This window comes from Alkalihalobacillus sp. R86527, from assembly GCF_042466185.1.
GTDB lineage: Bacteria > Bacillota > Bacilli > Bacillales > Guptibacillaceae > Guptibacillus.
In genome coordinates, this window is record NZ_JAXHBW010000001.1 from 723,380 (window position 1) to 746,096 (window position 22,717).

Below are 22,717 nucleotides of genomic sequence, written 5' to 3' on the forward strand. Positions count from 1 at the left end.
ATGTCTGTGGAAAAAGTAATGTCGTCACTCTGTTATTTTAGTGTGTTTTTCGCCCCGTTCCTATTTCCAATCATCGTCTTTTTCGTAATGAGGGATGAGGAAGTTACGTATCATGCGAAGCGGGCAGTGTTTTCTCACTTATTACCGTTCGCTAGTGTGATTATCGCTTTTATAGCAATCTTTGGATTGGATATTGGAATCGTTGTTTTCCTTAGCTTCATCGTTTTTGGGTTGCTTAATGTCATTGTGTTTATCTGGAATATCGTGAAAGGGATTCAAGTTCTCCGCTGGTAATTAGGTATAAGTGTTTGACCACTTCAATAAATGATAAGGAGATGTTTTGAATGAACGAAGAACGCAAAATGATTTTGACCATGATCGAAGAAGGAAAAATCACTGCAGATGAAGGTGCGAAATTATTAAGCGCGCTTGGTAATGAGAATACGCAAAAAGAAGAAAAAACTACTGAGCCGCAACCAGAACGATCACAACCGGGGTACAGAGTCGGTCAGTTTGTAGAATCGTTGATACAGAAAGTAAAGGACATGGATCTTGACTTTAATTTTGGTTCCTCAGAAGAAGCTGAACACGTGTTTGAACAACAAGAAGTTTCTTTAGACACGATTGATATACACGTAAGAAATGGAGAAGTTGCTTTCCAAACGTGGGAGCAGAATGATGTGAAAATCGATTGTAAAGCGAATGTTTACCGTGTATCCAATTCGGATGATGCAAAAGAGAAGTTACTAAGAGATACGTATTTCTCAATTGATGAAGGAAAGATGACATTTAAGTCTGAAAGAGCAGATGTGAAGTTAAACATCGTAGTTTATGTACCAGCTAAAGAGTATGAAAGAGTATGGATTACTACCTTTAATGGTGATGTTACTGGAGAAACGATTCATTCTGCGAAAGCGAAACTGAAGACGGCTAATGGTAAGGTGGGAATCAAGTCATCTGAGGTGAGAGATTTAGAGGCTGAAGCAGGGAACGGGGCAATTTCCGTAGAAAATACAAGCGGTGATGTTTGCGAACTTGAAACAGCAAATGGTCCAATTACACTTGATGGTACGTATAAAGAGGTTGAAGCGCAATCCCTTAATGGGGCGATTCGTTATACTCTAAAAGAAACAGTAAGTGGAAGTATTCAGTTGAAAACCGTAAATGGTACGATTCAAGTAAATGTTCCAAGAGGAATGAACCTAACTGGCGACTTGAAATCTACGATCGGAACGATTACAGCTGATTTGGATAACATGAGCGTAGTGAGAGAAAAGCAAGAAATCTCACACAGAATGAAGAAGTTCAAAACGGAAGTAGATTCAGAATTCAATTATAGAATTGATGCTACATCAACCGCCGGATCGGTTACAGTAGCATATTCTCCTACCGAATAACGTTTACACTTGTGATGGAGGCGATAGCCCTTGCGTCAATGGTTGATCAGTTTAATCGTGAACAGTATCGTTTTGATGATGGTGGCTGGGTATTTTGAAGATTTCTATTTAGAGGGATTCGGAGCAGCAATGATAGCGAGTGTTTTACTGTCATTTATAAACGTGGTTATCAAGCCTATATTAATCGTACTAACACTACCGGTTACGATTATAACGCTTGGATTGTTTTTAATCGTCATTAACGCCGTCACGCTGTTGATTACAGCTGCGTTTATGGGTAGCTCTTTCGTCATCGATGGCTTTAGCATGGCCATCCTTGCTTCAGTGATCATTGGCTTATTAAATTTAGTGATCGATAAGCTTGTGCTCGATCCAATAAAAAAGTAATGAAACACACGCCTTGGCGTGTGTTCTTCGTTTAGAACAATATATCTGGTAAGATAGTATGAAAAGGAGGCTTCCTTATGCTATTCCAAAACCAGATGATTTTGCCAGCAGTGAGGAAAATGCGGGACTTTGAAACATTATTGAATAGTTCTTATACATATATCGTCCTTCTGGATTCTCATATTGGTCAACTCAAAGCCATTGTGAAGGAAGGCAAGCGAGCCGGTAAGGAAATTCTCTTACACGCGGATCTTGTCCAAGGTTTGAAAAATGATGAACACGGTGCTGAGTTTCTGTGTCAAGAGGTGAAGCCAGCTGGGTTGATCTCAACAAGATCTAACGTTTTATCGGTAGCCAAAAGGCGCGGGATTATAGCTGTCCAGAGGCTTTTTATGCTTGATTCCATGGCTCTTGAAAAAAACTTAAGTATTATTAAGCATACACAGCCGGATTGTGTTGAAATTCTACCTGGGATTATCCCCCAGGTATTTGAAGAGTTGCATGAAGAAATAGATGTGCCAATTCTAGCGGGGGGATTTATCCGTTCCATTGATGATGTGGAATTGGCTTTGAAAGGTGGAGCTACTGCAGTAACAACATCTAAAAGTGAGCTATGGAAGCATTATGAATCCAAAAAAAGGATTTGACATCGCTTACATAAGTTTGTTTTAATGAACAGTAAGTTAATATAACGTGCCGGAGACGAGGAGAACCACGCGAAAATTCCTATCATTGTATAGGAAAATTTGTTGTGGTTTTTTTTGTTACTTTTGAAATGGCGCAAACAGGGTATAGTTGATAGTAGTAACAAATTTCAACATACCATAATTTGATGGAAATGGTAGGTGTCAAAGATGACTCCATTTGTTGGGGAAATATTAGGTACTATGATTTTGATAATCTTTGGTGGGGGCGTTGTAGCTAACGTTAACCTCAAAGATTCTAAGGCTCAAGGTGGCGGTTGGATTGTAGTCGCTCTTGGGTGGGGACTAGGTGTAACGATGGCTGTTTATGCAGCTGGACAGGTTAGTGGAGCACATATTAACCCTGCAGTAACGTTAGGGTTAGCAGCGGTTGGAGATTTTCCATGGAGTCAGGTACCTGGCTACATAACTGCACAAATGATTGGAGCGTTTCTTGGAGCGTGTATCGTTTATTTTCATTTTCTTCCGCACTTTCGTAAGGAAGAAGATAAAGCGCTTAAATTGGCGGTCTTCTCAACAGATCCAGCAATACCGCATACATTCAGTAATTTCCTAAGTGAATTTATTGGAACCGCAATGCTGCTCATTGGTCTACTTGCAATTGGTTCAAACGATTTTACGGAAGGTTTAAATCCATTTATTGTTGGGTTTTTGATTGTTGCCATTGGCCTTTCTCTTGGAGGAACAACTGGCTATGCAATTAATCCAGCTAGAGATTTAGGTCCTCGTATCGCTCATTTCTTTTTGCCTATTCCGGGAAAAGGGGACTCCAATTGGAGATATTCTTGGATTCCAGTTTTGGGTCCAATTTTCGGAGGTGTCTACGGAGCTATCTTTTATAAAGCTGTAACAGAATCAAACTACAGCATGGAATTCTGGTTTTCGACTCTCTTTGTCACAGTCTTCTTATTTGGACTTTATCATGCTGGTGAAAAAGTGGAAGATAGTATACAATCAGGTGCCAAGGTAAGGAATTAACATTTACAGAAGCCTATAATAGTTAAGGGAGGAATAGACGATGGCTGAAAAAGAAAAGTATATTTTATCACTGGATCAAGGAACAACTAGCTCACGCGCTATCCTATTTAATAAGAAAGGTGAAATCGTTAACGTAGCTCAAAAGGAATTCAAGCAGTACTTTCCTGAGTCTGGTTGGGTAGAGCATGACGCTCAAGAAATTTGGAGCTCTATCCTGTCCGTAATGGCCCAGGTACTTTCTTCTACTTCAGATATCGATGCTAAGGATATTGCGGCAATAGGGATAACAAATCAGCGTGAAACGACTGTAGTATGGGATAAGAACACTGGCAAGCCTATCTATCACGCGGTTGTTTGGCAATCACGCCAAACTGCGGGCATTGTTAATGAGTTGAAAGAACAGGGACACAGCGAGATGGTCAGAGATAAAACTGGGCTTTTGATCGACGCATATTTCTCAGGCACAAAAGTGAAGTGGATTCTTGATAATGTCGATGGTGCTCGCGAGAAAGCAGAAAATGGAGATCTGCTGTTTGGAACGATCGATACATGGCTTATCTGGAAATTATCAGGTGGAAGCGCTCATGTAACTGACTATACAAACGCATCCAGAACGTTAATGTACAACATCCATGACTTGAAATGGGACGATGAACTTCTTGAGATGCTAAATGTTCCAAAATCTATGCTACCTGAAGTGCGTCCTTCTTCTGAGGTATATGCAGAAACGGTAGATTATCATTTCTTTGGTCAAAATGTACCGATTGCAGGGGTTGCAGGAGATCAACAGGCAGCATTGTTTGGTCAGGCTTGTTTTGAGAAAGGAATGGCTAAGAATACGTACGGCACAGGTTGCTTTATGTTGATGAACACAGGTGAAAAAGCTGTGAAATCTGATAATGGCCTATTAACCACAATTGCATGGGGGATTGATGGTAAAGTTCAATATGCCCTTGAAGGAAGTATCTTTGTAGCTGGTTCTGCTATTCAATGGCTCAGAGATGGCCTGCGTATGTTTAATTCAGCACCTGAAAGTGAGAAGTATGCTAAACGTGTCGAATCCTCCGAAGGGGTTTACATGGTGCCAGCCTTTGTAGGACTCGGAACACCTTATTGGGATAGTGAAGTTAAAGGAGCGGTATTCGGTTTAACACGTGGGACAAGCAAAGAACATTTTATCCGTGCAACTCTCGAGTCACTTGCTTACCAAACAAAAGACGTTCTTGATGCTATGACAGCTGATTCAGGGATCGACCTTAAAACACTCCGTGTCGATGGCGGGGTTGTGAAAAATGATTTCTTGATGCAATTCCAAAGCGATATGATTGGCGTTCAGGTAGAGCGTCCAACTGTCAATGAAACAACAGCATTAGGTGCAGCCTATTTAGCTGGTCTCGCGACTGGATATTGGGAAAGCCGTGAAGAAATTGAAAAGCAGTGGATGGTTGATCGTTCCTTCGAACCTGAAATGGAAGAAGATCAAAAAGAAGAATTGTATAATGGCTGGAAGAAAGCTGTAAACGCGACGATGGCATTTAAATAAAACTTCAGATTAGCAACTCTTACGCGAGTATGCTACACTGTAACTAAGTTAATATAAAAGCGGTCGGAGAAAAGGAGAAGACCACAACGCTCAAGCAGAGTAGGACTATGGCTTGAGGAGTTGTGGTCTTTTTGTTATTTTAGCGGGTTAAAAGGTTAAATCGTTAAAATATTTTCGGCTACATGCAGTTTATAAGTTTTACCATGCTTTATTCTTTTAGGAGGAGGGTATGGTAATAAGAGCCTATTTAAAATGAATGAACAAGATATATTAAAAGGAGTGATCGTTTTGGTTAAACCATTCTCAGGTTTGCAAAGAAATGTTATTTTAGATCAAATGGTATCGGAAGAGCTAGATCTTCTAGTTATCGGTGGCGGTATTACAGGTTCAGGTATTTTACTTGATGCTGCATCAAGAGGAATGAACGCTGCCGTTATTGAGATGCAAGATTATGCTGCTGGTACATCGAGTCGTTCAACGAAACTTGTCCACGGAGGTCTTCGTTACTTAAAGAACCTTGAAGTGGGTCTTGTTGCTGAAGTTGGTAAAGAACGAGCGATCGTATATGAAAATGCTCCACACGTTACTATTCCAGAGTGGATGTTGCTTCCAATCTTCAAAGGTGGAACATTTGGTAAGTTCTCTACTAGTGCAGGTCTCGCGTTGTATGACCGCCTTGCTGGTGTTAAGAGAAAAGAGAGAAGAAGTATGCTTTCTAAGAACGAAACGATGTCAAAAGAGCCATTGCTTCGAAAGAACGATTTAAAAGGCGGAGGCTATTACGTTGAATACCGAACAGATGATGCTCGTCTGACACTTGAAGTGATGAAAGAAGCTGTTCATCGCGGAGGGAAAGCAGTTAACTATGTGAAAGCTGAGCAACTATTGTATGAAGATGGTAAGGTCGTTGGCGTACGTGCAATGGATGTTATTACAGGTGAGACACGTGAAATCCGAGCGAAGAAAATTGTAAACGCAGCTGGTCCTTGGGTAGATGAAATTAGAGAACTTGACCAGTCTAAGAAGGGGAAGCATCTCTTTATGACTAAAGGTGTCCACCTTGTGTTTGATGAAAGTAAGTTCCCACTTCAGCAAGCTGTCTATTTCGATACACCGTTTGAAGATGGTCGTATGATGTTCGCTATTCCAAGAGCAGGAAAAACATATATCGGTACAACTGATACAGAATATAAGAAAAATCCTGTTCATCCACAAATGACTGTGGAAGATCGAGACTATATCATCGATGCAGCTAATTATATGTTCCCAGGAATTAAGTTAGACAAAGATGATGTAGAATCCAGCTGGTCTGGAGTACGTCCACTTATTCATGAAGAAGGAAAAGATCCGTCGGAAATATCACGTAAAGATGAAATCTTCCATTCCAATTCCGGGTTAATTACAATTGCGGGAGGTAAGTTAACCGGATATCGTAAAATGGCTGAAAAGGTTGTTGACTTTGTAGCTGATGAATTTAAAGATGAGAAATATAAAAAGTTTCCTAGCTCTACCACAAAGAATATGGTTCTCTCAGGAGGGGACGTTGGTGGAAGCAAAGGATTCAAAGAATATGCTACAGAGCAAGTTCGCCGCGGAACAACACTTGGATTGTCAGTAGAGGAAGCTGACAGACTCGTTCAGAGATACGGTTCTAATATCGAGCGGATTTACCAAATCATTGAAACGATCGGAACAGAGGCCAATTTCCATGGACTAAGCCTAGAGGTATTTGCAACACTTATCTACGGCATTGAAGAAGAGATGGTTGCAACGCCGCTCGATTACTTTAATCGTCGAACTAGTGCATTATACTTCGATATCGACTGGGTAAAGACATGGAAAGAGCCAGTTATTGAATATATGGCAAAACGTCTAAACTGGTCGAATGAAATGAAGGAAGCTCACGTGCAAGATCTTGAACAGCAACTTCATGATGCAGTTGTACCATTTGATGCATAATAAGAACAAAGCCGATGCGAAAGCATCGGTTTTTCTTTTGGAGAATTTTGTTGTGCATCATTCTGTTCTTTCAAATGTGAAATGGTACAATAGAAAATAGCGAAAAATGTAATCATTAGGTTCGATCTAGGAGGTTTTTGAATGGTAAAAGTTCGTATGAAAGATGTCATGGAGAAATTCAGCCTTGAACTTGTAAGTGGTGGTGAGGGCATCCATCGTCCAATCATCACGAGTGATATTTCACGTCCAGGTCTTGAAATGGCTGGTTTTTTTACATATTATCCTGCTGAAAGGTTGCAGTTATTAGGGAAGACGGAACTGTCTTTCTTCAATGGATTGCCTGAAGAGCAAAAACAGGTACGTATGGATAAACTGTGTACAGATGAAACACCAGGGATTGTTATTTCAAGAGATATGATTGTCCCTGCAGAACTGATTCGATCTTCCAAAGAAAAGGACGTTCCAATTCTACGTACGAGTATGACGACTACTCGATTGAGTAGTAGGCTGACGAACTATCTTGAAAGCCAACTTGCTCCTAATACTGCTATTCATGGCGTACTTGTTGATATTTATGGTGTAGGCGTTCTTATCACAGGTTCAAGCGGTGTTGGTAAAAGTGAGACCGCTCTTGAGCTCGTTAAGCGTGGACACAGGCTAGTGGCCGATGACTCAGTAGAAATTCGACAAGAGGCTGAAAATACGCTAGTTGGTAGTGCTCCTGAATTGATTCAACACCTTCTTGAAATAAGAGGGTTAGGTATCATTAATGTAATGACATTGTTTGGAGCGGGTGCGATCCGAAATTACAAAAAGATCTCATTAGTTATCAACCTTGAGCTCTGGGACTCTAATAAGGTATACGACCGCCTTGGTCTTGAAGAAGAATACATGAAAATTATTGACTCCAACGTCCCACGCCTTGTGGTACCAGTGCGTCCTGGACGAAACTTAGCCATTATCATAGAGGTAGCTGCTATGAACTTCCGTCTGAAAAACATGGGGATGCATGCTGCAAAACAATTCTCTGAGCGTTTAACAAAGGAAATTGAAGATGGAGATGAGCACGATAGCATTTAATAGGGATAACATAGAAAGGGGAAAATGACATGCTAGCAACGATAGAACCTTTAAATCGGATTGCTCTTCAACTTGGACCGATTTCAATCTATTGGTACGGCATTATTATTGCGCTTGGTGCATATCTTGGGCTTGTGCTTGCGGTTAGGGAAACACAGCGTCAGGGACTACCGAAAGAAACATTTGTCGATTTAATCCTTTGGGCTGTGCCTATTGCGATTATTTCGGCAAGGATATATTATGTCATCTTTCAATGGGGATATTATAAGGATAACCCTGGGGATATATTCGCGATCTGGGAAGGCGGAATCGCCATTCATGGAGCTTTGATCGGTTCCGTGATTACTGCTGTTGTTTTCACTAGAAAGCGGGGTTTATCATTCTGGAAAATAACAGATATTGCAGCGCCTAGCATTATACTTGGTCAAGCCATTGGGAGATGGGGAAACTTTATGAACCAGGAAGCTCACGGCGGAGAGGTCACGAGAGGATTTCTTGAGAACTTAATGCTTCCTGAGTTCATCGTGAACCAGATGTTCATTGATGGCACATATTACCATCCAACTTTCCTATATGAGTCACTATGGAATTTAGCTGGATTTGTTATTCTTATACTTTTACAAAGAACGAACGTTAAACGAGGAGAAGTTTTCCTCTCTTATGTGATCTGGTATTCAATCGGGCGTTTCTTTATCGAAGCATTACGAACGGATAGTCTAATGCTAACTGAATCTCTCAGAATGGCACAGGTGATTTCAGTAGTTCTAGTCATTGGAGCCATTATCACGATCGCTTATCGAAGAATGAAGAAAAATCCGAAACCGTATAACGAAAAATTATAGGAGGACGTTGGGAATGGGAACACTACAACGTGGGTTGAAAACGGGTCTCCACACAACGTGGGAGCTTGGCAAAATTATTTTCCCAATTACTCTTCTTGTAACGATTCTTAGGTATACACCTGTACTTGGGTGGCTAATCAGTTTGGTCGAACCAGGTATGAAATGGATCGGTTTATCAGGTGAAGCAGCCATTCCACTCGTAATTGGAAACTTCTTGAACCTCTATGCAGGAATTGGCGCAATTCTTACGCTTGATCTATCGGTTAAAGAGGTGTTTATCCTTGCAGTCATGCTTTCTTTCTCACACAATTTATTAATTGAATCAAGTGTTGCGGCAAAGGTCGGGGTCAAACTATGGGTTATTTTGTGTGTGCGGATTGGTTTAGCTTTATTATCAGGATTCATCATTAACCTCATTTGGCAAGGTGGAGAAAAACAAGCTGTATATGGATTCATTCCGCAAACCAACGAAGAAGTTAACGGATGGAGCGCTATCTTACTTGAAGGTCTTGAAAAAGCTTCTATCGGTATTCTACAGCTTGCGCTTATCGTTATTCCATTGATGATCTTTATTCAAGTGATGAAGGATCGATCTTGGCTTACTGTCTTTTCTAGATGGATGGCACCTCTCACAAGAAGTCTCGGGATGAGGGAGAATACTTCGACGACGCTCGCTGCAGGTCTTGTGTTTGGTCTTGCTTACGGTGCGGGTGTGATGATTCAGGCGGCAAAAGAAGATGGTGTTAAGAAAAAGGACCTTTATTTGGCGTTTATTTTTCTTGTCGCGTGTCATGCTGTTATTGAGGATACTCTGATTTTTATTCCACTTGGCATCCCGGTGATCTGGCTCTTATTAGTGAGACTGATTACAGCCGTTCTATTAACGTTGATGATTTCGATCATTTGGAAAAGAAAGGATACACGTGTCTCACACAGAAAGGAACCTTTTTATGAACATTGATACAATACTATTCGATTTAGATGGTACGTTAATTAATACGAACAACTTAATCATGGCATCATTCAAGCATACTTTCGAGCATTACTATCCAGGTATGTATACAGACAAAGAACTTGTCGGGTTTATAGGCGAACCGCTTTATCATACGTTTGAAAAGCATGATAAAGAAAGAGCTGAAGAAATGGTAAAGTTTTATCGCGAGCATAATATCAAAAACCATGATCTTCTTGTAACAGAATTCGACGGGGTATTTGAAACCATCAAAACATTATCTGAAAAAGGGTATAAGATGGCGATCGTAACTTCAAAAATGAGAAACACAGTCGAGATGGGATTAAAGCTGACAAAGCTCGATCAGTTTTTCCCTGTTGTAATCACAGTAGACGAAGTAGAAAATCCAAAGCCTCATCCTGAACAGCTAAATACAGCAATGGAAAAGTTAGGCTCTAAACCAGAAGAGTCATTAATGGTTGGAGATAGCCAATATGATATATTAGCTGGCCAAAATGCAGGCGTGAAAACTGTCGGTGTTTCTTGGACAATTAAAGGGCGAGAGTTTTTATCTTCTTATAAACCAGACTATATGCTTGATCATATGTCAGAGATTCTTCCGATTGCTGGAGTAAACAAGTGAGAAATACTGAGCGTTACCCTGTCAAAGGAAGCAACGCCCTGTGGCAAATCTATAAAACAGTTCCATTCTGGAAAGTAGTGAAAAACTTCGCCGTTATTCAACTGGCAAGATATACGCCATTTATTCCAATGAAGAATTGGCTTTATAAAACATTTCTAGGAATGAAGATTGGAAGCGAAACGGCTTTTGCGTTGATGGTTATGGTGGATATCATGTTTCCAGAGCGTATTAAGGTGGGGAAGAATTCTATCATAGGCTACAATACAACGATTCTTGCGCACGAATACTTAATTGACGAATATCGTCTCGGAGATGTAGTGATTGGGAACAAAGTCATGATCGGTGCAAATAGTACGTTGTTACCTGGAATCACTATTGGTGATGGTGCGATTGTGTCTGCAGGCACACTCGTTCATAAAAGTGTTCCGGAAGGCGCTTTTGTTGGTGGAAATCCAATGAAAATCATTTATTCGAAGGAAGAAAGAGAAGCGCAGGAATTATCATAGCGATTACATTGGTAGTAATGGGGGGCGTGAAATAGGAAGATGGATAGGCTCTTCCAACCCCCACCACAATCGTGTATAATGGAATCTGCAATTACATATGTACTGATTCGGGTGTCTTCACCATGAAGACTTAAAAGGGAAGCTGGTGTAAATCCAGCGCGGTCCCGCCACTGTAAATGGTTGTACGCTGTGAAATCCACTGTTCGTCATCACGAATGGGAAGGAGCAGCGCGCGTTAACCATAAGCCAGGAGACCTGCCTGAGTTAAAAGCACGAACAACCTACGAGGATAGGGATGTGCGAAGGAATTAAGGTGTAGGTTTATGTAATCATACCCCAAGATTCATTCGGTCATCTCCATGCTCGTGCGTGGGGATTTTTTTATTGAGAGGCGTTTACCCCCTTTCAACTCATCATCGTCTAAAAACAGGAGGAGAACTACACATGAAAAACCTTTATTCATTACTCGTCTTACTACTACTCGTTACAGGTATCATCGCTGGGTGTGCTTCAGATAATACGAAAGACAATACGAACAGCTCAAGCTCTGAAAATCAGAATGCAAAAGATAGCGCTTTCCCTGTAACAATCATAGATGCTCTTGATAAGGATGTAACGATTGAGGAAGATCCTGAGAAAATCGTATCTCTCATACCAAGTAACACTGAAGTTCTTTTTGCGCTTGGAGCTGGTGATGAAGTAGTGGGAGTCTCCGACTTCGCTAACTATCCAGAAGAAGCAGCAGATATTGAGAAAATTGGCGGGATGGAATTTAACGTCGAAAAAATCATTTCCTTAAAGCCTGACCTTGTTCTTGCACACGGGTCAAGCGCACATAACTCAGAAGCTGGTCTTCAACAACTTCGCGATGCAGGAATTGCAGTTCTTGTTGTAAATGATGCTAAAAGTTTCGATGAAGTGTATAAATCGATGGAAATGATCGGAAAAGCTACAGGGGAAACGGAATCAGCAGAAACAATCATTACAGACATGAAAAAGAAATTAGAAGAAGTGAAGACAAAAGCTGAAACAGTCAGTAAAGATGAGCAGAGGAGCGTCTTTGTAGAAGTTTCTCCTGCGCCTGAAATTTACTCTCCAGGGAAAAACACCTTCATGGATGACATGCTATCGCTCATTAATGCTAAGAATGTAACGCATGATCAGGAAGGCTGGAACCAAGTTGATCAAGAAGTGATTATTAAAGAAAACCCTGATGTCATCATTACTACGTACGGTTACTATACGGAAAAACCTGTTGAAAAAGTGTTGAGCCGAGACGGATGGAAAGATGTAACGGCAGTGACTGAAGAAAGAGTTGTTGACGTTCATTCTGACCTGGTCACACGTTCGGGACCTCGACTAGTGGAAGGAATTGAGGAACTTGCTAAAGCGGTTTACCCGGATGTTTTTGCTGAATAATCGGGTCATCCCTTACCTCATCGCGATAGGGTTGCTGATTGGTGCCATGCTACTTGGGATTTCGATTGGAACCGTCTCAGTCCCAATTCCAACTATCTTACATTTAATCTGGACAGAAGTGATACACCTACCTTCACGAGGTGAAACAGATCCGATGTTCACTACCATTGTGATGGACATCCGCTTGCCACGTGTTATTCTTTCAGGTCTTGTAGGTGCATCACTTGCAGTTGCTGGAGCGGCTTTTCAAGGACTCCTCCGCAATCCCTTGGCAGATCCTTATGTTCTTGGTGTGTCATCTGGTGCATCGGTTGGAGCTGTTCTTGTGCTCTTTTTCAACTTGTCCTTACCGATTGTAGGCATGTTTACGTTGCCAGTCATGAGTATCACTGCTTCAATCATCACGATCTTTCTCGTGTTGTTCTTTGCAAGACAAATTGAACGCTCAATGCGTGTTGAAACAATTATTTTGACGGGAATTGTTTTTAGTTCGTTCTTGGGCTCCCTGCTATCCCTTATGATTGCTCTAACAGGAGAAGAACTACGTCAGATCATCGGTTGGCTCCTCGGAAGTGTTTCAATGCGTGGGTGGGAATATATCGCCATTATCTTACCGTTTTTCGTTATTGGAACTGCGATTTTACTATTTAGTAGCAAGGAACTGAATGCTATGTCCTTTGGAGAAGAACGTGCTCAACATATTGGAGTGAACGTAGCGAGGAGAAAGCTTTGGATTCTATTAGGTGGCTCTATCTTAACAGGAGGTGCCGTAGCTGTTTCTGGGACGATTGGGTTTGTTGGACTCGTGATTCCTCACCTTACTAGGTTATTATGGGGACCAGATCATAGACACCTTTTACCGCTTTCGATTTTGCTAGGGGCAGCGTTTCTGATTGTCACAGACCTCATTTCAAGAATAATCATCTCGCCTACTGAACTACCGATCGGTGTCATTACTTCCTTGATTGGTGCACCAGTGTTTGCAATTATTTTAATTAGAAGGCGTAAAGAAAGAAGAGGGTAAGTATGTTAAGCGTGAATCACGTAACAGGTGGATATCCTGGTCATGAAGTGCTCCATGATCTTTCATTCGACGTGCAAAAAGGAGAACTTCTTGGAATCGTTGGACCGAACGGAAGTGGCAAAACGACGATTTTCAAAGTGATAAGCGGTATTTTAAAAGCGCGATCAGGTGAGGTATTGATAAAGGATAAGCCTATCACAAGATACTCGGCTAAGCAGTTGGCAAAAGTGCTCGCTGTTCTTCCTCAGCATGCTGAACAAGCTTTTCCATATACAGTGAAAGAAACTGTTTCACTTGGACGTTATGCACATCATACAGGCTGGTTCCAAATGTGGAGTGAACGTGATGAAGCTGTTGTCCAAAGGACGATGGAACAAACTGGAATCAAAGCATTTCAAGACACCTATGTGAACGAACTTTCAGGTGGGGAACGGCAGCGTGTTTTCCTTGCTCAGGCCCTTGCTCAAGAGCCAGAAATCTTGTTGCTTGATGAACCGACGAATCACCTTGATCTTTCATATCAGAAAGAACTGCTCGATTTACTGAAGAAATGGACGCGTGAGCAAGGTCTTACGGTTATCTCTATTTTTCATGACTTGAATCTTGCGGGCCTTTATTGCGATCGACTTCTTCTGCTAGAAGACGGGAAGATCAATATGCATAATAAACCAAACGAAGTGCTGGACGAAGGGCGCATTCAATCCGTGTATCGAACTAATATTGAAAAGCATCCGCATCCGACCGTGCCAAAACCTCAAATGCTTCTTTTACCAGAAAAGCAGGCAGAAGATCTAGATGATCTCTTTATTGATGATCGGTTCCTGAAGTGCAACGACGATATGATTACGCTTGAAGCTCCTTTCCCACTCCGCACGATGTCATCAGGGGTGGTTGGTTCTGGGACAGGATGGTATAAAACATTTGTTAATCGTCACGTCTCTAAAAGGTACAATTGCACGAACCATAGCGAAGAGATGAGTGTCTTTCTAAAAAAGCATGATATAGATCCTATGGAAACTGTTGGGATGATGACTGCTGTTCGCCTTGAAGATGTTTCGTACCGATTGATTGAGAAGGATGACGTTTCGGTATTTATCGTCGTAACAGCCGGAGTAGGGAATGCGGTAGATGCTTCGAGAAGTGATGAACATGTCTATGAACCCCTCCCAGGGACGATCAATACGTGGGTCTTTGTCAATGGATCGCTTACTGATGAGGCGTTCATACAAAGTATCATGACTGCAACCGAAGCGAAAGTAAAAGTCCTGCACGATCATGATGTGAAAGACTCAATAACGGGATCGTACGCTACCGGAACAGCAACAGATAGTATTTTAATCGCCGCGACCCAAAGAGGGAAACATCTTCCCTACGCAGGGACAATCACAACGCTAGGAAAGCTCATTAGTCAGGGCATTTATACGTGTACATCAGAAGCAGTGAAGAAATATCGAGAAAGGGTATCGCTATGATCGTAAACCGCTTAATTGCAATAAGCATGGCTTTTTACTAGTTGTCATAATAGGAGATCCTTTTAATGGCCTCGATGGTGGGCAATGGGAACGATACATAGATAGAAAGAATGTCTCGATTAGATGACCCGTGAATTGAATGTGTACAAATAGCTCAGGTTGACTATTCTTACTCCAAGTGAAAACCAGCAAATGATGGAGGTGCTAACGCGATGGCGAACATAATCTTTATCAGCGGAGGCGTTAGAAGTGGAAAGAGTAGCTATGCAGAAAAGCGGGCCATCAGAATGGCGGAGTGTGAACACAAGAACCTTTATTACATCGCTTGTGGAGAGCCAGTAGATGAAGAAATGAAGGCAAGAATTGCTCAGCATAAATATGATCGAACGACATCTATGTTTCTGTGGGAAACGATTGAAAGCCCAGTAAACGTAGGCAGTGTTGCACCGAGAATAGACTCAGGAGGAATTGTTCTTCTCGATTGCTTAACGACATTACTATCGAACGAGCTTTTTAAAGGTGGGGACTGGTCCGATGCTGATTTTCAGAAACGGATGACCAAGAAAATCACAAGCGATTTGAACGCAATAGCTGAAAACTGTGATGCTCTCATCATCGTCAGTAATGAATTGAGCTTTGAGCCCTTCGATTCGGATCTTGTGAAAGCATACGTAAGACTTCTAGGGTATCTTCATCAATGGGTCGTTGAACGAGCAGACGAGGCATGTCTCGTAGAAGCAAGCATCCCTATTTTAATGAAAGGTGAGGTGGTAGGATGAACGGCATTATGGTCCAGGGAACTGCATCTGATGTTGGAAAAAGCCTGATCGTAACTGGTTTATGCCGTCTTCTCGCAAATGAAGGGTACGCCGTTGCACCTTTTAAATCTCAAAACATGTCTAACAATTCTTATGTAACGATCGATGGCAAAGAAATAGGGCGAGCGCAAGGCGTGCAAGCAGAAGCCGCAAGAACTGAAGCAAGTGTATGGATGAATCCGATTCTGCTAAAACCAAGGTCCGATCAACATGCAGAAGTCATTCGATTTGGAACATCGTACAGTACCTTTTCAGGGAAAGGTTATCGTGATTCTTTCTATCAAATGGGGCTCCACAGCATTGAGTTGGCTCTCAATAATCTCCAAAAAGATTATGACGTAATCGTGATAGAAGGTGCAGGGAGCCCAGTTGAGGTGAATTTAAAAGAACGGGAACTTGTGAATATGAAAGTTGCTGAAATGGCTGATGTTTCTGTACTACTCGTCGCAGATATTGATCGAGGAGGGGTTTTTGCAAGTATTATCGGTACACTTGAGCTCCTGGATCCTTCAGAAAAGAAGCGTGTTAAAGGCATTATCATCAATAAATTCAGAGGTGATCCTGAGCTTTTCAAAGACGGTATCACGTGGTTAGAAGAACGTACAGGGATTCCGATCGTTGGGGTGCTCCCTTATGTTGACCATCGCATTGAAGGTGAAGATTCACTCTCGATAAACGATCGTTTTGCTAGTAAAAAAGGATCGATCGATATCGCAGTGGTTCAGCTTCCATATGTATCAAATTATAGTGATTTTGAACCGTTTCAACATGAGGACGTTGCTATTCGATGGATTCAGCATCCAATTGACATAGGTGAAGCAGATGCGGTTATCCTTCCTGGAACGAGAAGTACGATGAGTGATTTAAACTGGCTTAAAGCGCGGGGATTCGATGCATCTATCAATGATTTTGTCACTCGTGGAGGTAGTATCGTTGGGGTGTGTGGCGGCTTTCAAATGCTAACTAATTCTATCATCGATGAGTTCGGATCAGATACTGGTAAATCTGATTTTTCTGCAGAAGGTCTTGGAATTATTCCTGCCTCAACTACATTTCATGAAGCGAAAACTACGATACGGGTGAGCGGTAAGCTTCATCCATCTACTAATCTTGCATTCATGATTAGTGGATACGAAATTCATCTAGGGGAGACGTCGTTTTCAAAACCAGATGACAAACCTTTTCTTCAATTAGACGATGGTCGTTCTGAAGGCTATTACGGAGAGGGAGGTAAAGTCATCGGAACGTATATACACCACCTTTTTCATAATGACGACTGGCGTACAGATTGGCTCAATTGCCTTCGTATTCAAAAAGGTCTACCTATACAGAATAGAGTGAATCGCTCTCAACTGAAGGAGATCACGTTTGAAACTCTCGCTAATGAACTGAAGCCACATCTTAACTGGAATCTCATTAAAGAGATCTTGTTTGAGCGTGATTACAAATGAATTGGTTGTACGGGATTCTCATCAACCTTCAGTTTTTTACCATCATTCCTGTTCATCGTAAACTTTCCATGGATACTGTTCAGCTAAAACGCTCGGTTCAAACTTTTCCACTGATCGGAATCTTACAAGGTGTTCTGACTTCGACTCTTCTTTACATCCTGATCGAATGGTCACCTTTTTCTACATTAGCCACCGCCTTTATGCTATGGCTGTTCATGATGGTTTTTTCGGGTGGCATCCATCTCGATGGGTGGATGGATGCGAGTGATGCGTTCTTTTCATATAGAGATTTGGAAAAACGACTTCAAATCATGAGTGATCCACGAACTGGGGCGTTCGGTGTATTATCTGTCATCGTCTTACTATCTGGGAAATTTCTTTTCATTTATGAAATTGTTCAGAATGTTGAGGTTGCAACTTATGTCATAATCGCAACGATTCCATTCTTAAGTAAAAGTGTGATGGGGTTTTTCCTCACCACCATCAAGCCTTCAAAAGATGAAGGACTCGCTGCTTTTTTTCAAAGTGCTATTCATAGGTCATGCATATGGCTTTACCCTATCTACATCGTGCTAATTGTTATGGCATCTGTACTTATTTCAATGGAAAGCATACTTTCTGTTTTGATCTTGATTGTAGTGACGGCGTTTGTAGTGTGGTACATCAAGAGAAAAATAGTGCGCTGGTTTGATGGCATAACTGGAGATGTTCTTGGGGCTAGTGTTGAAGGAACGGAGGTGCTGCTTTGGATGACAGTGTGGTTATTACATTATTTCGTCATGGGATAACAGATGAAAATCGTCGAGGGGCTTATATTGGTTGGACGAATACACAGCTTAGTGAGCAAGCAACGTTTACAAGTGTGGACGAGGGAAACGTTGATTTAGTATTCACGAGCGATTTAGACCGCTCCAAACAATCAGCCAAACACCTTTTTCCGATGAAAAAGGCTATTGAAATGTCGGCATTTAGAGAGCTGTATTTTGGGAGTTGGGAATGCAAAACGTACGATGATCTTAAACACGATGAGCATTATCGTACATGGATTACGGAACCGTTTACCCTCTCACCTCCTGGAGGAGAGAGTTTTCAAACGTTTTCGGAACGAATTGATGGAGGGTTCGATAAGATTTTAAAACGAATGGGCTCTAATCGAAGCATAGCGCTCGTTACTCATGGCGGGGTGATTCGTTACTTGTTAACCAAGTACGCACCAACACAGCGTTCGTTCTGGGACTGGAAGGTCTCTCATGGAACAGGTGTGGAACTTGAATGGAATGTTGAGGAGCTGAGGAGGGGTGAGCGATGCATTTCGTTACAGGAGGTGCGTACAACGGAAAATCAAAATGGGTGAGGAGAATTTGGGATTCACCTATCGATTGGCGGTCGGCATATGAAGGGGATAGCTGGAACGAGCCAACATTCAATGAACATGTGATTGTTCTAGAAGGGCTAGAAGAATGGATGATCGCGTTTGTTGCCAAGAAAAAGGATTTCAAAGAAATACGAGAATCTTGGCGCGCCTATTTAGAATCCTTGCTAGCTTGGGAAAGCGAAGATTGTGATCGAAGGATCATTATCATCGGAACTGATATCACAAAAGGAATCGTACCGTTGGAAAAAGAAAACCGTACTTGGAGAGATGCTGTTGGCTGGGCTTATCAAGATCTCGCTGCTTTAGCCGAACGAGTAGATGTGATCTGGTATGGACTAAATCAACGGTTAAAATGAGGAGGAATCGATATGAAGATTTATACACGCACTGGAGATGAAGGAAAAACGAGTATCATCGGTGGAAGAGTCGATAAAGACGATGTGAGAGTAGAAGCTTATGGAACAGTTGATGAGGTCAATGGATTCGTTGGACAAGCGATTGTTGAACTTAGTGAACGACACTCACATCATTTTATCGACTTAATAGAAGATCTTGAGAAGATTCAGCATGAGCTCTTTGACTGTGGCGGAGACTTAGCGAACATTTCATCCAAGCATGATATGAAGTTAGAGAAGGCTTCCATTACATACCTTGAAGGTCGAATCGATGAATTTATCGAAGAAGCGCCAGCGCTAGAGAGATTCATTTTGCCAGGTGGTAGTAAACCATCATCTACGATCCATATTGCGCGTACAATCACACGTAGAGCGGAGCGCCACGTTGTTACGTTAATGAAAGAGTCTGAAGAGCTTACCACCGTACCAATGAAATATTTGAATCGCTTATCTGATTACTTCTTTGCACTTGCACGAGTCATCAACTTTCGCTTGGATGTAAAGGACGTGGAATATGCAAGGAGTGCGAAAGTATTTCGCGGCGGAAAGCGTAAAGGAGAGTAGCGGATGAACGGAAAGCAGGCGAGCATTCTTGCCGTGTTTATTGCCCTTTCTGTTGTTGGCGCATTGATTAAGATTCCGGCAATCGTCGGAAGTGTCGCGATCGATGTGTTCCCAGCACTAATTGCAGCTGCATTACTTGGAAGTAGAAGCGGGGCAATCATCGCTAGCTTCGGTCATCTTTTATCAGCTTTAATCGTTGGTATGCCACTTGGTCCCTTTCATTTGTTGATCGCAGTGGAAATGGCTGGGCTTGTTTGGATTTTTGGAAGCTTTTATCGGTTGAATCGTAAAAAGTTGGCGATCATGACGTTTATAATTGGAAATGCATTCATCGCACCGTTGCCTTTCTTATTCTTACTCGGTAACGGGTTTTATGTTGCACTTGTTCCTGCGCTCGTTGTAGGCTCTCTCCTTAATATTGGTCTAGCGATTGTCCTATTACCGCGTCTAAGCCTTATTTTCGAGAAAAAAGGCGTTGTGGGTTTATGAGAGACGGTTCGATAATCCCTTTTGTCGATCACTTTCTAGTGATAACAAGTGATAATAGTGGTGGCATCGGAAACAAGGAACAAGATGTGGTTCACGTTGCTTATGAAACCGTATCTTACTATGCGTTTAGAGTAGCCATTATGGAATGTCTATCCCTAGGGGCAACTCCCGTATCTGTCATCGTCAATAACTTTTGTGGAGATAGGGAGTGGACAGACTTAGTTCGAGGCGTAGAACGAGGCATGCGTGAGTTAGGTCATGCAGATATGACGATTACTGGGAGCTCCGAGACGAACATCCCATTAGTTCAGTCAGCGGTAGGAATCGTTGTGATCGGTAAGAAGAGAACGCGTATGTTACCAACGATACAGGTAAGCGATGAGTTGAGGTTTGCCGTCATCGGTAAACCCCTTGTCGGGGAAGAGGTTATCACGCTTCAGAAGGATGTCGCACCATTACCATGTTTTCAATGGATGTATGAGCAAGAAAAGGTAGCGGGAGTAATACCGGTTGGATCAAAAGGAATTCTGTATGAGGTGAACCAGCTCTTGTCCTCAGAAATCCAAGCAGATCGCGTTCAAGTAGAACTAGATGTTCATAAATCAGCGGGGCCATCAACTTGTTTTATAGTAGCTTATGAGAAAGAGATTCATGAAAAGGTTCGATCAAAAGCTGGAGCCTATTTTTATCCTATGATTGTGAAATGATTTTTCATAAATAAGAGGGACGCACCTTAAAACAAGGTAGTGCCGGTTCGGCGCTCTGGCTTGTTTGAGGGTGCGTCCCTTTTAGTAGTTATTCAGTTCGTTATTCATCGTCCTGACTTGTGAGGATCACTGGACCTTCAGACGTAATCGCGATGGTATGCTCATATTGAGCAGAAAGGGAGCCGTCCATTGTACGAGCAGTCCAACCATCGTCATCGATTTTGCTGTACGGAACGCCTGTGTTAAGCATTGGCTCTATCGTGATGACCATGCCTTCCTTCAAACGAATGCCCGTTCCAGTCTGACCAAAATGTGGAATCATCGGTTCTTCGTGAAGCGTTGGTCCGATTCCGTGTCCAGTAAAGTCACGTACGACCGCGAAGCCTTCTCTTTCAGCATACTGTTGGATAGCGTGACCGATATCACCGATGCGATTTCCGACCACTGCCTTTTCTATCCCGACATAGAGAGACTTCTTTGTTGTATCGAGAAGCTGTTGCTTTTCCTCAGAAACGTTTCCTACAGCATACGACCATGCTGAGTCTGCTAGTGCACCGTTTAAATTAACGACCATATCGATCGTAACGATGTCGCCTTCTTCAAGCTTCCGATTGTTAGGAAATCCATGACAGATCACATCATTAACGGATGCACATGTAGCATATGGATAATCTTGATAGCCTTTTTGTTCCGGTGTCGCACCGTTCTCCTCAAGAAAGTCTTCTACGAATGAATCAAGCTGTAAAGTTGTAATTCCTGGCTTGATCAACGCTCGAAGCTCTTTGTGGCAGGCCGCAAGAAGTTCACCGGCTTCTCTCATGAGCTGAATTTCTCGGTTTGTTTTTCGTTGTATCATGTTTTCGCCTACTTTCTGCGGTTTACTTATTACGATATGTGTTTCCCTAAGTTACTGTAACAAAAATCCCCGTTTATTGCAGGCTTTTCGCCTAAAGTAGGTAAAATCCTATGCCCATGATAAGATAGGCAGCAAGCAGTGTGGCACCTTCGAACCAGTTCGTTTCGCCGTCATTACTTATGACGACCGTAAGTAGAACAGCAGATACCATACTGACAAGTTCTGGTAAGGTGAAGACAAGTGGCATCTGGACAGGGAAGAAAAGAGATAACAATACCAGGAGTGGTGCCACAAACATCGCGATTTGAAGAGTAGAACCTACCGCGATTTCTACAGCGACATCCATCTTGTTTTTATAAGCCATGATGATTGCTGATGCGTGTTCTGCCGCATTTCCTACAATCGCTACGATGATGACTCCGATAAATAATTCACTCCAACCAAAAGTTTCGCCGACAGTTTCAAATGTATGAACGAGACTTTCGGATACATATGCAACAGCTGCCGTAGAAATGGCTAGAATTGTAAGTGCTTTCTTTTGAGACCACTCTGGTTCTTCCTCATGATGGGTATTATTCTCACCGTTCTCATGCTGATATACCCCTCTGTGTGTGACGAGCTTGAAAAGTAATGCTGCAATATATAAAACGATTAAAATGATAGAAATTCCTGTACTTAATGAAATAGCCTGGGTTTCTGACATGTTCATGGAGAACACTTCTGGTATAACAAATGCAACGATGATACCAAACATCAGTAGCCCAGAATTGTGTCTTGCATCATGAACATTGAACGTTTGCCTTTTGAATTTCAGGCCACCGACAAAGAAGGATAGACCAGCGACCAACAAAAGGTTACCGAGAACGGAACCTGTAAGGGAAGCGAGCACGATTTCTATGTATCCTTCGCGAAGTGCAAATATTGAAATGATTAACTCAACAGCGTTTCCGAAAGTGGCATTCAAGAGCCCGCCGATCCTCGGTCCTGAAATGACTGCTAAGCTTTCTGTTGCTCTTCCCATAAAGGCTGCTAAGGCTACAATCGTTATACAATAAATCGTAAACATTAACACTTGGGACCAGTGAAGCAAACTACCCACTACGGAAAGCGGGACACCAGCCATGACAATAATAAAGAATAGTTTGTTCATTGAAAG

At 42.1% G+C, this 22,717-nt stretch carries 25 protein-coding genes and 1 riboswitch; of the genes, 23 read left to right on the top strand and 2 right to left on the bottom strand.

Annotated elements, in window-relative coordinates:
* The 23 genes from SJY16_RS03625 to SJY16_RS03735 all read left to right on the top strand — a co-directional run bounded on the left by SJY16_RS03625 (nt 1) and on the right by SJY16_RS03735 (nt 20,705).
* A complete protein-coding gene (locus SJY16_RS03625; protein WP_377887717.1) occupies nt 1-294 on the top strand; it encodes a magnetosome magnetite crystal formation protein family in 294 nt (97 codons plus the stop codon).
* A 50-nt stretch (nt 295-344) separates the two neighbouring features.
* Nucleotides 345-1,397: a DUF4097 family beta strand repeat-containing protein gene (locus SJY16_RS03630; RefSeq protein WP_377887718.1), complete on the top strand. Its 1,053-nt coding sequence runs from the start codon at nt 345-347 to the stop codon at nt 1,395-1,397.
* A gap of 30 nt (nt 1,398-1,427) precedes the next feature.
* A complete protein-coding gene (locus SJY16_RS03635) occupies nt 1,428-1,784 on the top strand; it encodes a phage holin family protein (protein ID WP_377887719.1) in 357 nt (118 codons plus the stop codon).
* A gap of 77 nt (nt 1,785-1,861) precedes the next feature.
* On the top strand, nt 1,862-2,431 hold the full coding sequence (locus SJY16_RS03640) for a glycerol-3-phosphate responsive antiterminator (RefSeq protein ID WP_377887720.1): 570 nt from the start codon (nt 1,862-1,864) through the stop codon (nt 2,429-2,431).
* 207 nt (nt 2,432-2,638) lie between these two features.
* Entirely contained in the window at nt 2,639-3,466 is an 828-nt protein-coding gene (locus tag SJY16_RS03645) for an MIP/aquaporin family protein (protein WP_377887721.1), read from the top strand.
* Nucleotides 3,467-3,506: 40 nt separating this feature from the next.
* Complete coding sequence (gene glpK, locus SJY16_RS03650; protein WP_377887722.1) at nt 3,507-5,009, top strand: glycerol kinase GlpK; 1,503 nt, start codon at nt 3,507-3,509, stop codon at nt 5,007-5,009.
* A 252-nt stretch (nt 5,010-5,261) separates the two neighbouring features.
* Nucleotides 5,262-6,968 carry a glycerol-3-phosphate dehydrogenase/oxidase gene (locus SJY16_RS03655; RefSeq protein WP_377887723.1) on the top strand — a complete coding sequence of 569 codons (1,707 nt, stop codon included), beginning with the start codon at nt 5,262-5,264 and terminating at the stop codon, nt 6,966-6,968.
* 141 nt (nt 6,969-7,109) lie between these two features.
* Nucleotides 7,110-8,048, top strand: a complete 939-nt coding sequence (hprK, locus tag SJY16_RS03660) for an HPr(Ser) kinase/phosphatase (protein ID WP_377887724.1) — start codon at nt 7,110-7,112, stop codon at nt 8,046-8,048.
* A 29-nt stretch (nt 8,049-8,077) separates the two neighbouring features.
* On the top strand, nt 8,078-8,890 hold the full coding sequence (gene lgt, locus SJY16_RS03665) for a prolipoprotein diacylglyceryl transferase (RefSeq protein ID WP_377887725.1): 813 nt from the start codon (nt 8,078-8,080) through the stop codon (nt 8,888-8,890).
* Nucleotides 8,891-8,903: 13 nt separating this feature from the next.
* Nucleotides 8,904-9,851 carry a nucleoside recognition domain-containing protein gene (locus SJY16_RS03670; protein ID WP_377887726.1) on the top strand — a complete coding sequence of 316 codons (948 nt, stop codon included), beginning with the start codon at nt 8,904-8,906 and terminating at the stop codon, nt 9,849-9,851.
* Nucleotides 9,841-10,485, top strand: a complete 645-nt coding sequence (gene ppaX, locus SJY16_RS03675) for a pyrophosphatase PpaX (RefSeq protein WP_377887727.1) — start codon at nt 9,841-9,843, stop codon at nt 10,483-10,485. Before SJY16_RS03670 ends, ppaX begins: the two co-directional genes overlap by 11 nt.
* Nucleotides 10,482-10,991: an acyltransferase gene (locus tag SJY16_RS03680; protein WP_377887728.1), complete on the top strand. Its 510-nt coding sequence runs from the start codon at nt 10,482-10,484 to the stop codon at nt 10,989-10,991. The genes ppaX and SJY16_RS03680 overlap by 4 nt, the downstream gene beginning before the upstream one ends.
* Before the next feature lie 92 nt (nt 10,992-11,083).
* Nucleotides 11,084-11,268, top strand: a riboswitch (cobalamin riboswitch).
* A 167-nt stretch (nt 11,269-11,435) separates the two neighbouring features.
* Complete coding sequence (locus SJY16_RS03685) at nt 11,436-12,410, top strand: ABC transporter substrate-binding protein (RefSeq protein WP_377887729.1); 975 nt, start codon at nt 11,436-11,438, stop codon at nt 12,408-12,410.
* Nucleotides 12,394-13,434, top strand: coding sequence for a FecCD family ABC transporter permease (locus SJY16_RS03690; RefSeq protein WP_377892045.1), 1,041 nt, complete (start codon nt 12,394-12,396; stop codon nt 13,432-13,434). Before SJY16_RS03685 ends, SJY16_RS03690 begins: the two co-directional genes overlap by 17 nt.
* A 2-nt stretch (nt 13,435-13,436) precedes the next feature.
* Complete coding sequence (locus tag SJY16_RS03695) at nt 13,437-14,906, top strand: adenosylcobinamide amidohydrolase (protein WP_377887730.1); 1,470 nt, start codon at nt 13,437-13,439, stop codon at nt 14,904-14,906.
* A gap of 212 nt (nt 14,907-15,118) precedes the next feature.
* Entirely contained in the window at nt 15,119-15,685 is a 567-nt protein-coding gene (locus SJY16_RS03700; protein ID WP_377887731.1) for a bifunctional adenosylcobinamide kinase/adenosylcobinamide-phosphate guanylyltransferase, read from the top strand.
* The gene (locus SJY16_RS03705) at nt 15,682-17,175 is read left to right on the top strand and encodes a cobyric acid synthase (RefSeq protein ID WP_377887732.1); all 1,494 of its coding nucleotides are present in this window, start codon (nt 15,682-15,684) and stop codon (nt 17,173-17,175) included. The genes SJY16_RS03700 and SJY16_RS03705 overlap by 4 nt, the downstream gene beginning before the upstream one ends.
* Complete coding sequence (cobS, locus tag SJY16_RS03710) at nt 17,172-17,963, top strand: adenosylcobinamide-GDP ribazoletransferase (protein ID WP_377887733.1); 792 nt, start codon at nt 17,172-17,174, stop codon at nt 17,961-17,963. The genes SJY16_RS03705 and cobS overlap by 4 nt, the downstream gene beginning before the upstream one ends.
* On the top strand, nt 17,921-18,529 hold the full coding sequence (locus SJY16_RS03715; RefSeq protein WP_377887734.1) for a histidine phosphatase family protein: 609 nt from the start codon (nt 17,921-17,923) through the stop codon (nt 18,527-18,529). Before cobS ends, SJY16_RS03715 begins: the two co-directional genes overlap by 43 nt.
* Nucleotides 18,481-18,906, top strand: a complete 426-nt coding sequence (locus SJY16_RS03720; protein WP_377887735.1) for a bifunctional adenosylcobinamide kinase/adenosylcobinamide-phosphate guanylyltransferase — start codon at nt 18,481-18,483, stop codon at nt 18,904-18,906. Before SJY16_RS03715 ends, SJY16_RS03720 begins: the two co-directional genes overlap by 49 nt.
* A 12-nt stretch (nt 18,907-18,918) precedes the next feature.
* A complete protein-coding gene (locus SJY16_RS03725; RefSeq protein WP_377887736.1) occupies nt 18,919-19,509 on the top strand; it encodes a cob(I)yrinic acid a,c-diamide adenosyltransferase in 591 nt (196 codons plus the stop codon).
* 3 nt (nt 19,510-19,512) lie between these two features.
* Nucleotides 19,513-19,998, top strand: a complete 486-nt coding sequence (locus SJY16_RS03730; protein WP_377887737.1) for an ECF transporter S component — start codon at nt 19,513-19,515, stop codon at nt 19,996-19,998.
* Nucleotides 19,995-20,705 carry an ATP-binding protein gene (locus SJY16_RS03735; protein ID WP_377887738.1) on the top strand — a complete coding sequence of 237 codons (711 nt, stop codon included), beginning with the start codon at nt 19,995-19,997 and terminating at the stop codon, nt 20,703-20,705. Before SJY16_RS03730 ends, SJY16_RS03735 begins: the two co-directional genes overlap by 4 nt.
* A gap of 100 nt (nt 20,706-20,805) precedes the next feature.
* Here the strand turns inward: SJY16_RS03735 and map are convergent, their stop codons facing one another.
* Together map and cax are read right to left on the bottom strand one after the other, a co-directional pair.
* Nucleotides 20,806-21,561, bottom strand: a complete 756-nt coding sequence (gene map, locus SJY16_RS03740) for a type I methionyl aminopeptidase (RefSeq protein WP_377887739.1) — start codon at nt 21,559-21,561, stop codon at nt 20,806-20,808.
* A gap of 91 nt (nt 21,562-21,652) precedes the next feature.
* Nucleotides 21,653-22,711 carry a calcium/proton exchanger gene (gene cax, locus SJY16_RS03745; RefSeq protein WP_377887740.1) on the bottom strand — a complete coding sequence of 353 codons (1,059 nt, stop codon included), beginning with the start codon at nt 22,709-22,711 and terminating at the stop codon, nt 21,653-21,655.
* Nucleotides 22,712-22,717: the final 6 nt, after the last annotated feature.

Excerpts from the sequence above, each read along its gene's own strand:
- SJY16_RS03625 (WP_377887717.1), top strand. The coding sequence starts at position 1 with ATGTCTGTGGAAAAAGTAATGTCGTCACTCTGTTATTTTAGTGTGTTT.
- SJY16_RS03630 (WP_377887718.1), top strand. The coding sequence starts at position 345 with ATGAACGAAGAACGCAAAATGATTTTGACCATGATCGAAGAAGGAAAA.
- SJY16_RS03640 (WP_377887720.1), top strand. The coding sequence starts at position 1,862 with ATGCTATTCCAAAACCAGATGATTTTGCCAGCAGTGAGGAAAATGCGG.
- SJY16_RS03645 (WP_377887721.1), top strand. The coding sequence starts at position 2,639 with ATGACTCCATTTGTTGGGGAAATATTAGGTACTATGATTTTGATAATC.
- glpK (WP_377887722.1), top strand. The coding sequence starts at position 3,507 with ATGGCTGAAAAAGAAAAGTATATTTTATCACTGGATCAAGGAACAACT.
- SJY16_RS03655 (WP_377887723.1), top strand. The coding sequence starts at position 5,262 with ATGAATGAACAAGATATATTAAAAGGAGTGATCGTTTTGGTTAAACCA.
- hprK (WP_377887724.1), top strand. The coding sequence starts at position 7,110 with ATGGTAAAAGTTCGTATGAAAGATGTCATGGAGAAATTCAGCCTTGAA.
- lgt (WP_377887725.1), top strand. The coding sequence starts at position 8,078 with ATGCTAGCAACGATAGAACCTTTAAATCGGATTGCTCTTCAACTTGGA.
- SJY16_RS03670 (WP_377887726.1), top strand. The coding sequence starts at position 8,904 with ATGGGAACACTACAACGTGGGTTGAAAACGGGTCTCCACACAACGTGG.
- ppaX (WP_377887727.1), top strand. The coding sequence starts at position 9,841 with ATGAACATTGATACAATACTATTCGATTTAGATGGTACGTTAATTAAT.
- SJY16_RS03685 (WP_377887729.1), top strand. The coding sequence starts at position 11,436 with ATGAAAAACCTTTATTCATTACTCGTCTTACTACTACTCGTTACAGGT.
- SJY16_RS03690 (WP_377892045.1), top strand. The coding sequence starts at position 12,394 with ATGTTTTTGCTGAATAATCGGGTCATCCCTTACCTCATCGCGATAGGG.
- SJY16_RS03695 (WP_377887730.1), top strand. The coding sequence starts at position 13,437 with ATGTTAAGCGTGAATCACGTAACAGGTGGATATCCTGGTCATGAAGTG.
- SJY16_RS03700 (WP_377887731.1), top strand. The coding sequence starts at position 15,119 with ATGGCGAACATAATCTTTATCAGCGGAGGCGTTAGAAGTGGAAAGAGT.
- SJY16_RS03705 (WP_377887732.1), top strand. The coding sequence starts at position 15,682 with ATGAACGGCATTATGGTCCAGGGAACTGCATCTGATGTTGGAAAAAGC.
- cobS (WP_377887733.1), top strand. The coding sequence starts at position 17,172 with ATGAATTGGTTGTACGGGATTCTCATCAACCTTCAGTTTTTTACCATC.
- SJY16_RS03720 (WP_377887735.1), top strand. The coding sequence starts at position 18,481 with ATGCATTTCGTTACAGGAGGTGCGTACAACGGAAAATCAAAATGGGTG.
- SJY16_RS03725 (WP_377887736.1), top strand. The coding sequence starts at position 18,919 with ATGAAGATTTATACACGCACTGGAGATGAAGGAAAAACGAGTATCATC.
- SJY16_RS03730 (WP_377887737.1), top strand. The coding sequence starts at position 19,513 with ATGAACGGAAAGCAGGCGAGCATTCTTGCCGTGTTTATTGCCCTTTCT.
- SJY16_RS03735 (WP_377887738.1), top strand. The coding sequence starts at position 19,995 with ATGAGAGACGGTTCGATAATCCCTTTTGTCGATCACTTTCTAGTGATA.
- map (WP_377887739.1), bottom strand. The coding sequence starts at position 21,561 with ATGATACAACGAAAAACAAACCGAGAAATTCAGCTCATGAGAGAAGCC.
- cax (WP_377887740.1), bottom strand. The coding sequence starts at position 22,711 with ATGAACAAACTATTCTTTATTATTGTCATGGCTGGTGTCCCGCTTTCC.